This window comes from Pseudomonas sp. S2_E02 (genome assembly GCF_054668355.1).
Genome location: NZ_CP162761.1, coordinates 4,828,192 through 4,841,453, shown reverse-complemented (window position 1 = coordinate 4,841,453; position 13,262 = coordinate 4,828,192). Strand labels below are relative to the sequence as shown.

13 protein-coding genes are annotated in these 13,262 nt (G+C 59.1%); 6 read left to right on the top strand and 7 right to left on the bottom strand.

The genetic code is table 11. The features are described from left to right. Positions 1 to 94: 94 nt before the first annotated feature. Together cysQ and nudE are read right to left on the bottom strand one after the other, a co-directional pair. Complete coding sequence (cysQ, locus tag AB4O01_RS21785; protein ID WP_093429999.1) at positions 95 to 922, bottom strand: 3'(2'),5'-bisphosphate nucleotidase CysQ; 828 nt, start codon at positions 920 to 922, stop codon at positions 95 to 97. 11 nt (positions 923 to 933) lie between these two features. Continuing rightward, positions 934 to 1,500: an ADP compounds hydrolase NudE gene (gene nudE / locus AB4O01_RS21780; RefSeq protein ID WP_034151897.1), complete on the bottom strand. Its 567-nt coding sequence runs from the start codon at positions 1,498 to 1,500 to the stop codon at positions 934 to 936. A gap of 88 nt (positions 1,501 to 1,588) precedes the next feature. Between nudE and yrfG the strand changes: the two genes are divergently transcribed. Further along, positions 1,589 to 2,251: a GMP/IMP nucleotidase gene (gene yrfG / locus AB4O01_RS21775; RefSeq protein ID WP_460089512.1), complete on the top strand. Its 663-nt coding sequence runs from the start codon at positions 1,589 to 1,591 to the stop codon at positions 2,249 to 2,251. Between the two features lie 98 nt (positions 2,252 to 2,349). Here yrfG and lysM read toward each other — a convergent pair whose 3' ends face one another. Then, positions 2,350 to 2,790, bottom strand: coding sequence for a peptidoglycan-binding protein LysM (gene lysM, locus AB4O01_RS21770; protein WP_427119897.1), 441 nt, complete (start codon positions 2,788 to 2,790; stop codon positions 2,350 to 2,352). Between the two features lie 138 nt (positions 2,791 to 2,928). Between lysM and AB4O01_RS21765 the strand changes: the two genes are divergently transcribed. The 4 genes from AB4O01_RS21765 (at position 2,929) to AB4O01_RS21750 (ending at position 7,901) form a co-directional block, all read left to right on the top strand. Then, complete coding sequence (locus AB4O01_RS21765) at positions 2,929 to 3,816, top strand: LysR family transcriptional regulator (protein ID WP_460089510.1); 888 nt, start codon at positions 2,929 to 2,931, stop codon at positions 3,814 to 3,816. A 92-nt stretch (positions 3,817 to 3,908) separates the two neighbouring features. Continuing rightward, positions 3,909 to 4,748 carry a formate dehydrogenase accessory sulfurtransferase FdhD gene (gene fdhD / locus AB4O01_RS21760; RefSeq protein ID WP_093429996.1) on the top strand — a complete coding sequence of 280 codons (840 nt, stop codon included), beginning with the start codon at positions 3,909 to 3,911 and terminating at the stop codon, positions 4,746 to 4,748. Beyond that, positions 4,745 to 7,093: an FdhF/YdeP family oxidoreductase gene (locus AB4O01_RS21755; RefSeq protein ID WP_186620742.1), complete on the top strand. Its 2,349-nt coding sequence runs from the start codon at positions 4,745 to 4,747 to the stop codon at positions 7,091 to 7,093. The genes fdhD and AB4O01_RS21755 overlap by 4 nt, the downstream gene beginning before the upstream one ends. Before the next feature lie 328 nt (positions 7,094 to 7,421). After that, positions 7,422 to 7,901 carry a glycine zipper domain-containing protein gene (locus tag AB4O01_RS21750; RefSeq protein ID WP_093429994.1) on the top strand — a complete coding sequence of 160 codons (480 nt, stop codon included), beginning with the start codon at positions 7,422 to 7,424 and terminating at the stop codon, positions 7,899 to 7,901. Between the two features lie 68 nt (positions 7,902 to 7,969). Here AB4O01_RS21750 and AB4O01_RS21745 read toward each other — a convergent pair whose 3' ends face one another. From AB4O01_RS21745 to AB4O01_RS21730, 4 genes are all read right to left on the bottom strand, one after another. Further along, positions 7,970 to 8,395, bottom strand: coding sequence for an acyl-CoA thioesterase (locus tag AB4O01_RS21745; protein ID WP_093429993.1), 426 nt, complete (start codon positions 8,393 to 8,395; stop codon positions 7,970 to 7,972). Between the two features lie 219 nt (positions 8,396 to 8,614). Next, complete coding sequence (locus tag AB4O01_RS21740) at positions 8,615 to 9,841, bottom strand: 3-hydroxyacyl-CoA dehydrogenase (protein ID WP_460089508.1); 1,227 nt, start codon at positions 9,839 to 9,841, stop codon at positions 8,615 to 8,617. Between the two features lie 215 nt (positions 9,842 to 10,056). Further along, entirely contained in the window at positions 10,057 to 11,991 is a 1,935-nt protein-coding gene (locus AB4O01_RS21735) for a RecQ family ATP-dependent DNA helicase (RefSeq protein WP_460089507.1), read from the bottom strand. Positions 11,992 to 12,170: 179 nt separating this feature from the next. Then, positions 12,171 to 12,674 (bottom strand): polysaccharide deacetylase, encoded by a 504-nt coding sequence (locus tag AB4O01_RS21730; RefSeq protein ID WP_186620747.1) that lies wholly within the window; start codon positions 12,672 to 12,674, stop codon positions 12,171 to 12,173. Between the two features lie 302 nt (positions 12,675 to 12,976). Between AB4O01_RS21730 and AB4O01_RS21725 the strand changes: the two genes are divergently transcribed. After that, entirely contained in the window at positions 12,977 to 13,252 is a 276-nt protein-coding gene (locus tag AB4O01_RS21725; RefSeq protein WP_186620748.1) for a hypothetical protein, read from the top strand. Positions 13,253 to 13,262 lie beyond the last annotated feature (10 nt).

Sequence of the window (13,262 nt, the reverse complement as noted above, 5' to 3'; positions counted from 1 at the left end):
CTCGACCAGGTCGGCGCTACTCTCAAATATCCCGCGGTCGGCTCCCTCTCCTGGGGGAGAGGGCTGGGGTGAGGGGGATTTCGGATCAGCTCACTTAACCGCGAGCCAACTCCAACAATCTGGAACGCCAGGCCGCCTTGGCCGGCAATGCCAAAAAGAACTCATTGAGTAGCGATTCCCGCGCCGGATAACAAAACGCCTCCCCGCGCAGATCCAACACCTCACCGCCCGCACCTTCCAGCACACCTTGAGCCGCCGCCGTGTCCCACTGCGAAGTCGGCGCCAGTCGCGGATAGCAATCCGCCACGCCTTCGGCCAGCAGGCAGAATTTCAGCGAGCTGCCAATATTGGCCAATTGCAACTCGCCCAGACTCGCACTCAACCCGGCGAGCAAACGTTCCTGCTCGGGACTCGAATGGCGACGGCTGGCGACCACGGTGAACGCCTCGCCCGGCCCTGGCACATCGCGCACCTGAATCGCAACCGGCGTGCCGCCCTTGTCACAACGCCAAGCGCCAAGCCCGGCACCGCCGACGTAGAAACGACCATTGGTCGGCATCGACACCACACCAAACACCACGCGACCGTTTTCGATCAGCGCGATGTTCACGGTGAACTCTTCGCTGCCGCTGATAAATTCCTTGGTGCCGTCCAACGGGTCGACCAACCACCAGCGCTGCCAGCCGGCGCGCACGCTCTGAGGGATGTTGGCGTCTTCTTCCGACAACACTGGAATGCTCGGGTCCAGCGCCGTCAGCCCGGCGAGGATCAGGTGATGCGCGGCCAGATCGGCCGCCGTCACGGGCGAGTCATCGGACTTGGCCGTGACCTCAACGCCGGCGCGCCAGAACGGCAAAATCGCCTCGCCGGCCTGCAAGGCCAGCTCTACGACCGGCGCCATCAACGGGTGGGGGAAATTCATCGATATCTCACTCATGCTGGAAAGAACCCGCGCTCGGTCAGCAGATCGCGGGTCAGATACAGTGCAGCCAATGCACGGCCTTCGGAAAACTGAGGATTGAGCGCCAGCGACGACAGTTCGCGCAGGTTCACTTTGTCGACACGCATCGGCTCAGGCTCGTCGCCTTCGAGACGCTCCTCGTACAAATCAGTCGCCAGAACCACCTGAATCTTCTGGCTCATGTAACCGGGCGACAGCGACAGCTCGGTCAGATGCTCCAGTTGCCGCGCACCAAAACCAGCCTCTTCCTTGAGCTCACGTTCGGCTGCCGCCAACACATCCTCGCCCGGTTCGATCAGACCTTTGGGCAAGGACAATTCATATTCATCAGTGCCGCCGCAGTACTCTTCGACCAATACCGCGTGCTCGGCATCCAGCATCGCCACGATCATCACCGCGCCGTAGCCCGCACCTTTACCAACCAGACGTTCGTAAGTGCGTTCCACGCCGTTGGAAAAGCGCAGCTTGAGTTCTTCGACGCAAAACAGGCGACTGGTGGCGACGATCTCGCGGGCAAGTACGGTGGGTTTCTGGCGCATGCAAAGCTCCTTGGCGTGAACGCGCTACTATAACGCGGCTTTCCCGATTGTTTATGTCGGATATCTTTCTACCGTTCGAGACGTTGCCATGCCTTCATTAACGTGGTCCGACATCGATACCGTTCTGCTCGACATGGACGGCACGCTGCTGGATCTGCACTTCGACAATCACTTCTGGCTGGAACACCTGCCCCAGCGTTACGCCGAACTGCACGGGGTCAGCCGGGCCATGGCCGAAATGGAATTGCAGCCGTTGTTCGAACGCCATGCCGGCCAGTTGCAGTGGTACTGCCTGGATTTCTGGAGTGCCGAACTGAAGTTGTCGGTGCGTGAACTGAAGCTGGAAACTGCGCACCTGATTGCCTTGCGCCCGGATGCCGATACCTTTCTGGAAGCGATCAAACGCGCGGGCAAACGGGTGATCATGATCACCAATGCACACCGCGACTCACTGTCGCTGAAGCTTGAGCGAATCGAACTGGCGCCGTATTTTGAGCGGCTGATCAGCTCCCACGATTACGGTTTTCCCAAGGAGAACCCGCAGTTCTGGGATGCCTTGCAGGCGGACATCGGCTTTGATCCGGCGCGCAGTCTGTTTATCGACGACACCTTGCCGATTCTGCGCAGTGCGCGGGATTTTGGTGTGGCGCATTTGTTGGCGGTGAAAGAGCCGGACAGTCGCAAGGGGCCGAAGGACACGGCTGAGTTTGCGGCGGTTGAGGATTATCGGGATTTGATTGCCGGACTCTAATCTTCTGTAGGAGCTGCCGCAGGCTGCGATCTTTTGATTTTGATTTTTTACAAACAAGATCAAAAGATCGCAGCCTTCGGCAGCTCAGAGGGTTTGTGTTACTCAGGAATACGCAGGGTCTGACCCGGATAGATTTTGTTCTCATCCTTGAGCATCGGCTTATTGGCCTCAAAGATCTTGTTGTACTGGTTGGCATTGCCATACACAGCGAGGGAAATCGCGCTGAGGGTGTCGCCTTTTTTCACCACGACAAACTTTGCTGCCGCCACCACCGGACCAGTCACCGTGATCTGATCATCCACGCTGCCAACCCCGGCAATATTGCCCACCGCCAGCAAAATTTTCTCTTTCTCTTCCTGACTCGCGACTTCACCGGTGACGGTCACTTTGTCGCCATCCACCGTCGCCTGCACATTCGGATTACCCAGACCGACCTTGCTGATGTGTTCCTTCAACTGCTCACTGGCATTGGCGTTGCCCGGGGTCAACAGATCAAGCAGCTTTTCACCGGCTTCTTTTACAAAACTTAAAAGACTCATCGTGGTTCTCTCCATGGAATAAAGGTTCAGTCGTCCAAGCCTAGACCACGACAGACAAACCCGGTTCCAAGCCGACCAATGACCCTGCCACCGCGCAAGCGGTAGAATCGCCCAACCCTGCCAGCGCCCGGAGCGAAGATGGACATCAAGCAGCTGAAATTCCTCATCGCCCTCGACGAAACCCGCCACTTCGGCCAGGCCGCAGCGCGTTGCCACATCACCCAGCCAACCCTGTCGATGCGCCTGCGCAGCCTCGAAGAAGAACTCGACTTGCCACTGGTCAACCGTGGCCAACGCTTTGAAGGTTTTACCGCGCCGGGCGAGCGCGTACTGGCGTGGGCGCGCTCGGTGATGGCGGCTTATGACGGTTTGCACGCGGAAGCGGCGGCGTGTCGCGGCAATCTGATCGGCACGCTGAGGCTGGGCGTGGTGCCGCTGTCGAGTTTCGATCCACTGCCGTTGATGCAACGCCTGCACAGCGCCCACCCGAATCTGCACTTTGAAATGTCGGCACTGAGTTCTGAGCAGATCCTCGAGCATCTGGCGAACAACCGAATCGACATCGGTGTTTCTTATCTCGACCGCCTGGATCACGAACGTTTCGAATCACTGGCATTCGACGAAACCCGCATGGGCCTGCTGTACGACCAGCGCACTTTTACCTTCGGTGAAGCTCCGCTGAGCTGGGAATCACTGATCGAACTGCCGCTGGGCATGCTCACCAGCGGCATGCATTTCCGTCAGTCCATCGACCACAACTTCCACAGCCGTGGCCTGACTCCGCAACCGTTGCTGCAAACCGACGCCGTGCATCAATTGTTACAAGCCGTACACGGCGGTTTCTGCTGCGCGATCATGCCGTTGGACGGCGGGCTGGAAAAACTCACCGACCACCTGCGTCTGCAGCCCATCGAAAACGCCCAGACCCTAGCGCCACTGGGCTTGATCATGCGTCGCGGGGCGCCACGCTCGGCGCTCGCCGAGGCCTGTTTCGCGCTGTATCAGAAATCGCCAACGGCGCCTTGATCGACGGCCTCTATCGATAGATCGACACTAGCGATTAGACGCGACAACTTGCCGCGCCTAGTCTTAACGTTGATCAAACCGTCGGTGATGCCATGAACGCCAAGCGCCCTGCCTGCGCGGCGCCTGCACTTGAAACGCCCGCGCCTGCCGCCAGCCAGACCTACAGTTACAGCGATTTACCCCGTGAGGAATCGGCCAGCACTGCGCTCGCCGAGGAAGTCGCGTTGGCAATTGCCTACAACGGTATCAGCCAGGCCGTCATGCTGGTGACGCCGACCGACCTGGAAGACTTCATCGTCGGCTTCAGCCTCGGCAGCGGCATCATCATCGATGCCACCGACATCTATGACCTGCAACTGACCGGCGCAGGCTCAGCGCAGTATGCGCAAGTGACCATCGCCAACCGTGCGTTCTGGAATCTCAAGCAACAGCGCCGGCAAATGGCAGGCACCAGCGGTTGCGGATTGTGCGGGGTTGAAGCGGTGGAGCAGGCACTGCCTGATCTCAAGGTCTTGCCCGGCGCGCCGCTGCCACCGAGCGAATGGCTCGACGGTCTGCGCCAGCGCATCGGTGCGTTCCAACCGCTCGGTCAGCATTGCGGCGCGGTGCATGCGGCGGTGTTCATGAACGCCAGCGGCGAATTGTTGCTCGGGCGCGAAGACATCGGCCGGCACAACGCCCTCGACAAGCTGATCGGCGGACTGATCCGCCAGAAGATATCCACAGATGGCGGACTGGCGATTGTCACCAGCCGTTGCAGTCTCGAATTGATCCAGAAAGTTTTGCGCGCCGGCATCCAGACCCTGGTCAGCCTGTCCGCACCCACCGGCCTTGCCGTGCAGTGGGCCCGTCGACATAACCTCAATCTCATCCACCTGCCGCAGAAAAGTGCGCCGCGGGTGTATAGCCCCGCGATGGAGAATCAAGCGTGAGCCAACATCATCAAGCCGACCAGAAACCTGTCCCGCGCTACAAGCCTTACAAAGGTGCCGCCGGCGGCTGGGGTGCCCTGATCAGTGTGGCTCAGGCCTGGTTGACCAGCGACAACGCCCTGAAAAACCTGCGCATGATGCTCAAGACCAACCAGAACGGCGGCTTCGACTGCCCGGGTTGCGCGTGGGGCGATTCGCCGGAAAGCGGCATGGTCAAGTTTTGCGAGAACGGCGCGAAAGCGGTGAACTGGGAAGCGACCAAGCGTCGTGTAGACGCCAAGTTTTTCGCCAAGCACAGCGTCACTTCTTTGCTGGAGCAGAGCGACTACTGGCTTGAGTATCAGGGCCGTCTGACCGAGCCGATGGTTTATGACGCCGAAACCGATCGCTACAAGCCGATCAGTTGGGACGACGCCTACACGCTGATCGCCAAGCACCTGCAAAGTCTGCCGAGCCCCGATCTGGCCGAGTTCTACACCTCGGGTCGCGCCAGCAACGAAGCGGCGTACCTGTATCAACTGTTTGTGCGCGCCTACGGTACCAACAACTTCCCGGACTGCTCGAACATGTGCCACGAGGCCAGCGGTGTTGCCCTGGCGCAGAGCGTCGGCGTCGGCAAAGGCACCGTGACCTTCGATGACTTCGAACACGCCGATGCGATTTTCGTCTGGGGCCAGAACCCGGGCACCAACCACCCGCGCATGCTCGAACCCTTGCGTGAGGCAGTGAAACGCGGCGCGCAAGTGGTGTGCATCAACCCATTGAAAGAGCGTGGTCTGGAACGCTTCCAGCATCCGCAACACCCGATCGAAATGCTCACCAACGGCGACAAGCCAACCAACACCGCGTATTTCCGCCCGGCACTCGGCGGTGACATGGCGCTGCTGCGCGGCATGGCCAAGTTCCTTCTGCAGTGGGAACGCGATGCGCAGAAGGCAGGCGAACCTGCCGTGTTCGATCATGACTTCCTCAACGCCCACAGCGCCAATGTGCTGGAGTACCTCGGTGTCGTTGACGATACGCCGTGGGAACAGATCGTCGAGCAATCCGGCCTGACCCTCGTCGAAATCGAGCAAGCCGCGCGTATGTACGCCAAGGGCAAGAACGTAATCATGTGCTGGGCGATGGGCATCACTCAGCATCGCCACTCGGTGCCGACGATTCAGGAAATCGCCAACCTGATGCTACTGCGCGGCAACATCGGCAAACCGGGCGCCGGCCTGTGCCCGGTGCGCGGCCACAGTAACGTGCAAGGCGACCGCACAATGGGCATCAACGAGCGTCCGCCGGTGGCGTTCCTCGATTCGCTGGAGCGACGCTTCCAGTTCAAGGTGCCGCGCCACAACGGCCACAACGTGGTTGAAGCGATCCACGCAATGGCTGAGGGTCGCGCCAAGGTCTTCATCGGTCTGGGCGGTAACTTCGCCCAAGCCACGCCGGATAGCCCGCGTACCTTCGCCGCACTGAGCAATTGCGACCTGACCGTGCAGATCAGCACCAAGCTCAACCGCAGCCACCTGGCTCACGGTAAAGACGCGCTGATCCTGCCGTGCCTCGGTCGTACCGACATCGATATCCAGACCGAAGGCCCGCAAGCGGTCACCGTGGAAGACTCGTTCAGCATGGTTCACGCTTCCAACGGTCAGTTGCAGCCGCTGTCGAACCAGATGCGTTCAGAGCCGTCGATCATTGCCGGTATCGCTGCCGCCACATTGGGCAGTAAACCGGTGGACTGGAACTGGCTGGTGGCTGATTACGGGCGCATCCGCGAACTGATCGCCGACACCATTCCCAACTTCAAAGCGTTCAACGAGAAGATCAAGAACCCGGGCGGTTTCTACCTCGGCAACAGCGCTGGCGCACGCAAGTGGAACACGCCGTCGGGCCGGGCCAACTTCCGCGCCAACATGTTGCCGAAAGATCTGGTGCACGAACGCACTCGCGCCACCGGACAACTGCCGGATCTGATCTTGCAATCGATGCGCTCCCACGATCAGTACAACACGACGATTTATGGTCTCGACGACCGTTATCGCGGAGTGAAAGGCCAGCGTGATGTGCTGTTCGCCAATGAGGCGGACATCATTCGTCTGGGCTTCCGGCCGGGACAGAAGGCTGACATTGTTTCGATATGGGACGATGGTCGTGAGCGTCGGGTAAAGGGCTTCACGCTGCTGGCATTTGATATTCCGGCGGGACAAGCCGCAGCTTATTACCCGGAAGTGAATCCGCTGGTGCCGCTGGAAAGCACCGGGGATGGCAGCCATACACCGACGTCGAAGTTCATTGCGATTCGACTGGAAGCGGCGAGTGAGACTGGGTTGATCATGGCCAAGTCCGCGTAACGCGATGTCAGAACCGGCCTCTTCGCGAGCAAGCTCGCTCCCACATTGGAATGCATTTCAAATGTGGGAGCGAGCTTGCTCGCGAAGGCGTAGGTTCAAGCAATACGCTTCCAAGCCCTAGCACTTTTCCAACGCCCACAAAAAAGGCCGCTTTTTCACAAAAGCGGCCTGTCCGAAGTAGCTAAAGACCGGCGAAAATCGGTTAAGTTCCGCTGATAAAACAGCAACTTGCAAAATTGTATACAAGTCGTGTTATTCGTCGGATTTCGATTGTCACGCTCGTTACACAGCCTCAGGATCGGCGCCGTCATCCCTTTGAGGCTCATCTATGAAGTTCTCCTCGATTCTCTTGTTGTCCCTTGGCCTGGTCAGTGGTTTTGCTTCCGCAGGCGGCACCACCGAAGCAGGTGTGGGCGGCGCATTGGGCGGGGTTCTTGGCTCGGTCGTCGGTCAGTCCTTAGGCGGCAATACAGGTTCCACCATCGGCGCAGCCCTCGGCGGCGCGGGTGGTAGCGCGGTTGGCGCCGACAAACGCAGCCGTGGCGAAGCCGCCATCGGTGGTGCGCTGGGCGCAGCCGGCGGTAACGTGGTCGGCCGCAGCATGGGCGGCACCACCGGCAGCCTGATCGGCTCCGCAGCAGGTGGCGGCGCCGGTGGCGCGCTGGGCAACTACATGGGCAACAAGAGCGATGACGACGATCGTCGTTACGATCGCCGCCATGATGATCGTCGCTACTATCGTGACGACCACCGTGGTCGCGGCCATGCCTACGGCCACCGCAAGCATCACAAGTACTATCGCGACTGAGGCCTCAAACACCTCGCTGGCCGGTAAAGCAAAATCGCAGCCTAAGGGCTGCGATTTTTTTTTGCCGTTTACACCACCAGGTATTCCAGTGCCTGCCGCAGTTCAGCAGGGATCGGCACCGGCTGATTACTCGCCCGATCGACGAATACGTGAACGAAGCGCCCGGCCGCACACGCCTCGCTTTCACCCACCTTGAACACCGCCAGCTCGTATTGCACTGAACTGTTGCCCAACTTGCCGACCCGCAGACCGATCTCGATCAGGTCCGGGAAGGCGATCGAGGCGAAGTAATCGCACGCCGAACTGACTACAAATCCCACCACCTCACCGTCATGAATATCCAGACCACCGACCTGAATCAGGTAAGTGTTCACCGCCGTGTCGAAGAAGCTGTAGTAGGTGACGTTGTTGACGTGACCGTAGGCGTCGTTGTCGTGCCAGCGTGTGGTGATGGGCTGGAAGTGGGGGTAGTCGGTGCGCTGAGGGGTGGACATGGTTGTGCTGGTTCTCTTGTTTTTTCAGTGAGGCTGCTTGCCCTCACCCTAGCCCTCTCCCAGAGGTAGAGGGGACTGACCGAGGTGTTCTCTCGAAATACACCGACCTGATCCTTCGAGTCGAACTCAGATGCTGAAACCCACGCAGATCGGCTCCCTTCCCCCTCTCCGCCCTGGGGGAGAGGGCTGGGGTGAGGGGGAACGATTTTGGCCGTGACATTACACTTGAGCAAACCCCTTATCCTGCGCCACCAACTCACCAATCAACCGCGCCGGTTTCCACTGATCGCCCTGCCGCGTCTCCAGCGCCAACAGCCGCGAATGAATATTCGCCAGCCCTTGCTGATCCGCCCAGGCCATCGGCCCGCCCTTGTCCGCCGGGAAGCCGTAGCCGTTCAGGTACACCAGATCGATGTCGTGTGCAGACTCGGCAATGCCCTCCTGCAAAATCTTCGCACCCTCGTTGACCAATGCCAGAAGACTGCGCTCCAGGATCTCCTCAGGCCCGATCTCGCGGCGCTGGAAGCCCAACCCTTCGCTGACCTGCAATACCAGCACATCGACCTCAGGATCGTGCTCAGCCTGACGACTGCCCGGTTCGTAATGGTAATAGCCGTTGCCAGACTTCTGCCCGAACCGGCCCATCTCGCACAAACGGTTATCCACCTGCACCTCTGGCGCATCCTGGCCCTTGCCGGCCAGCTCGCGTGCACGCCATTCCAGATCGATGCCGACCACGTCGTACATGCGGAACGGCCCCATGGCAAAACCGAAACCTTGCAAGGCTGCGTCGACCTGCTGTGGATAAGCGCCCTCAAGCAACATCTTGCGCGCCTCGAGGACATACGGATGCAGCATGCGATTGCCGATAAAACCATGGCAGTTACCCGACACCACACTGACCTTGCCCATGCGTTTGCCCAGTGCCAGTGCCGCCTCCAGCACCGTCGCAGAGGTCTGTGCGCCGCGAACGATTTCCAGCAGTTTCATGATGTGCGCCGGGCTGAAGAAATGCAGGCCCAGCACCTGATTCGGACGCTTTGTCGCTGCGGCTATCGCATCGATGTCCAGCGCCGACGTATTGCTTGCCAACAGTGCCTCAGGCTTGAGCAAACCATCCAGCTCACGAAAGATCTTCTGCTTCAGCTCAAGATTTTCGTACACCGCCTCGATCACCAGATCGACATTGCGAATCGCCGCATAATCCGCTGCCGCACTGACCCGCGCCAAACGCGCATCCGCTTCGGCCTGATCAATCCGTCCCTGGCGCACGTTGTGTGCATAAGTCTCGGCCACAGTGGCGAGTGCCTGTTCAAGCATCTGTGGATTGTTATCCACCCAATGCACCGTCACGCCGGCATTGGCCAGACACATGACAATGCCCCGGCCCATGGTGCCCGCGCCGATCACCGCGGCTTGCTGAATATCGAAGGTTGTCTGGCCCATGTTGTTCTCTTGTTGGCGATCCAAAGACAGACCTCAACCATAGTCAGCCAACGACGGTTTTTGAAGTTTATTACCGTGATGATCGACATTCAGCGGATGGATACAGCCCTGCTTTTGTGGGAGCGAGCCTGCTCGCGAAAGGGTCATCACATTCAAAATAGTGTTGCCTGATGTACCGCTTTCGCGAGCAGGCTCGCTCCCACAAGGGCTCTTGCTCAACCGAGCAAATGATCATCAGCCCAGCTGCGGACTTCGGCGTAGGGATATTCCTCCAACGCAGCAAACCCGGGAATAGCGCGCGCCTTGAGCTTGGTGAACAACGGCACGCTGATCCCACACAAAAATCGCGTCAACCGCTCAGCCGTTGGAATCACCCCGGTGTACTGCTCATGCCTGTGGATAAAATCACCACACAGCGCCGCAAAGTTTTTATCCACAAGTGCTGGCAACTCCGGTGGTGCCGGCAACCGCGCCACTTGACCATGACACACCGAACAATGCCCACACCGCTCAGGCGCATTGTGATCACCGAAATACTCCGCCAGGCGATAACCCAGGCAGCGTTCGGTGGCGAATACCTCAAGCATGGCGTGGATGCGCGCCACTTCGGCCTGCTCATGCCGGGTGAAATACTCATGCAGCTCGGCACTCAGGGCATCGCTGTCGAAGTCGCTGTGCAGCAGGCTGTAGACCTCGGTCATCTGCTTGCTTTCCAGCTCGACCCAACCCTTCTCCTGGAAGTAATCCAGCGCCTTCACCACTCGATTGCGCTCGGCGGAATACTGCGAATACATCGCCTCGAAATTCACCGTGGCCCAGGTGCGCGCGCGCGCCGAGGTCTGAATGATTGCGCCGACAAAATCCCTGCGCTCACCGTCAAAGCGCTCAAGCAGCGCTTCGGGTTCCAACAGGTATTTGAAACGGTATTCGGCGTAATAGGCGTAGCGCGGCGCGATCAAACCGCGCAGTTCCAGTTGCACCAGCAAGGTCTTCAGCGGCAGTGCACGAATGTTGCTTTGATCAGCCAATGGCCCGAGCAGAAACTCCCACTGCCCTTCCGGCACCGAGGCCTTTAGCTCATCGAGTACATAGCGAATGCCGTCGCGCTCCGGCGTATCGCCGTAGACGAAGTTTTCCAGCACATTGAGGCTGTCGCGATTAGCCAATACCAGACAATCCGACGGCTGCCCGTCACGCCCGGCGCGGCCGATTTCCTGACTGTAGTTTTCGATGGATTTGGGCAGGTCGAAGTGCACGACATTGCGGATGTCACTCTTGTCGATGCCCATGCCGAATGCGATGGTCGCGACGATGCAATTGGATTGCCCGGCCATGAAGCGTTTCTGGATCGCTTCGCGTTTGTCGTGCGCTAGGCCAGCGTGATACGCCTCAGCCTGAATGCCGTTGCGCTCAAGGTGTTCGGCGATGTGTTCGGCGGTTTTCTGCAGGGTCACATAGACAATGCTCGGCTGTCCGGCACGCTCGCTCATCCACTCGACCAGCCGCCGGCGCTTGTCCTGGCCACGTACCGGTTCCACCAGCAGATTGAGGTTGGGCCGGTAGAAGCCCGTGGTCACCACATCGTCAGCGGCGATAGCGAATTTGGCCTGCATGTCGGCGATGACTTTCGGCGTTGCCGTAGCGGTCAGCAGCAAGGTTTGCGGGATGTTGAACTGGCGCTGATAGTCCGGCAGCTTGAGATAATCGGGGCGGAAGTTATGGCCCCACTCCGAGATGCAATGCGCCTCGTCCACCACCAGCAGCGAGATGGGTACCTGCTGCAAAAAGTTGCGAAAGCGCTCGTTTTTCAAGCGCTCCACCGAGATCATCAAAATCTTCAATTCACCCGAGCGGGCGCGGGCCATCACGTCATTGGCATCATCGCGACTCTGCGCCGAATCGATGCTGCCAGCGGAAATACCGTGTCGCTGCAAAAAGGCCAGTTGATCCTGCATCAACGCCAGCAACGGCGAGACTACCAACGTCAGGTGCGGCAGCATCAGCGCCGGCAATTGGTAGCAAATCGACTTGCCGGAACCGGTGGGAAAAATCGCCGCTGCCGAGCGCCCGGCCAGCACCGCGCTGATCGCCGCCTCTTGCCCGGGTCGAAACTGTGGGAAACCAAAAACCTGTTCCAGGGTGTTGTGCATTCGCTGTCACTCCATTGACTGCTGCCATGCCAACAGCCTAGCGGGCGATCGCAGCGAGTCGAGAAAAGGTCGGGGCCAAATCGATTCGGAATGATACAGCGATTACTTGATTGCCACGGTCCCTGTGGGAGCGAGCCTGCTCGCGAAGAGGCCAGTCAGAACAACACCACACCGAAGGTTCAGGGGCGCAACACCGCCACCCGCAACTGCTCATTCAGCATCTGCTCATGCACACCTTGGCTCTTGCTCGCCCACAGCGCATGAGCCGGGCTGATGTCCCCCGTGAACGCTGCCGCCAACTGCCGCAGGTCAGCGACGCTGCGCACACGCGGGCAGAACAGTTGTTCATCACAGCTCTGACTGGCGTTGCGATAGGTGCTCAACAACCCCTCCCAGAGGCCATCACGCACGTGGCGAATCGACTTCAATTGCACGTGGGGCACACCGAGTCGCTGCTCAAGCCCTTCCTCATCCAGTGCTTCGCTGGCCAACAGAGCTTTGGCGAACATCAACACTTCACCGCGCGCCGCCGTGTCCATGCTCGCCTGGCTGATGATAGCCTCCGGCCAATCGGTGCGATCGAGGCGATCCAGCACCCACGCATTGCCAATGTCAGAGGCCATGGTCAAACGGCAAGTACTCAGCCCGAGCAATAAAATCGCAGCCATTCGTAGCCAGTGCATACCTAATTCCCTTTAAGCGCGTGTCAGACGTTTAGAAACGCCCTACAGATTCTGGCGCGCACGATACAGCGGTTTACCGCGAATCGCCTGACAATCACGTAGGAATTATTACGCCTAAGGGTTTTGGCCTGAAAAAGCTGCGAAAACACGTAGGGTATTTCCTCAAAACACGGAAAAACCCCTACGAATACTGTCCATTGCGGCTGTCTTGTCCCACAGAGAAACGCCCTTCTATAGTGGCCGGCGCGGCTGCAAACACTGCACCAGCCCGCCCCAGCGCCTTCGAACAGGACACGCCTCACATGATCAACCGCTATCGCCCCCTCAAGACTTGCTACAGCGAAAACCCGGTACTGCTTATCGACAGCCACTCCAGCCAGACTGACCTGATCAATGCCGCCGATCAACGCCTGCGCGCGGCCGGGGATTTGCTGGAAACGCTCTACTGCTTATGTTTCAAACAGGCTGACGTGAAAGATATTCCAAACATCGTTAACGCGCTTTATCTGCTGGTTCAGGATGGCTGCGACTTGCTTGAAGTGGTCAAGCAGAGGCCAGCGCAGCCGGCGTACAACTAGATCACTCCAG

Excerpts from the sequence above, each read along its gene's own strand:
- yrfG (WP_460089512.1), top strand. The coding sequence starts at position 1,589 with ATGCCTTCATTAACGTGGTCCGACATCGATACCGTTCTGCTCGACATG.
- cysQ (WP_093429999.1), bottom strand. The coding sequence starts at position 922 with ATGAATTTCCCCCACCCGTTGATGGCGCCGGTCGTAGAGCTGGCCTTG.
- nudE (WP_034151897.1), bottom strand. The coding sequence starts at position 1,500 with ATGCGCCAGAAACCCACCGTACTTGCCCGCGAGATCGTCGCCACCAGT.
- AB4O01_RS21735 (WP_460089507.1), bottom strand. The coding sequence starts at position 11,991 with ATGCACAACACCCTGGAACAGGTTTTTGGTTTCCCACAGTTTCGACCC.
- fdhD (WP_093429996.1), top strand. The coding sequence starts at position 3,909 with ATGAACGCCAAGCGCCCTGCCTGCGCGGCGCCTGCACTTGAAACGCCC.
- AB4O01_RS21745 (WP_093429993.1), bottom strand. The coding sequence starts at position 8,395 with ATGTCCACCCCTCAGCGCACCGACTACCCCCACTTCCAGCCCATCACC.
- AB4O01_RS21765 (WP_460089510.1), top strand. The coding sequence starts at position 2,929 with ATGGACATCAAGCAGCTGAAATTCCTCATCGCCCTCGACGAAACCCGC.
- AB4O01_RS21740 (WP_460089508.1), bottom strand. The coding sequence starts at position 9,841 with ATGGGCCAGACAACCTTCGATATTCAGCAAGCCGCGGTGATCGGCGCG.
- AB4O01_RS21750 (WP_093429994.1), top strand. The coding sequence starts at position 7,422 with ATGAAGTTCTCCTCGATTCTCTTGTTGTCCCTTGGCCTGGTCAGTGGT.
- AB4O01_RS21725 (WP_186620748.1), top strand. The coding sequence starts at position 12,977 with ATGATCAACCGCTATCGCCCCCTCAAGACTTGCTACAGCGAAAACCCG.
- lysM (WP_427119897.1), bottom strand. The coding sequence starts at position 2,790 with ATGAGTCTTTTAAGTTTTGTAAAAGAAGCCGGTGAAAAGCTGCTTGAT.
- AB4O01_RS21730 (WP_186620747.1), bottom strand. The coding sequence starts at position 12,674 with ATGCACTGGCTACGAATGGCTGCGATTTTATTGCTCGGGCTGAGTACT.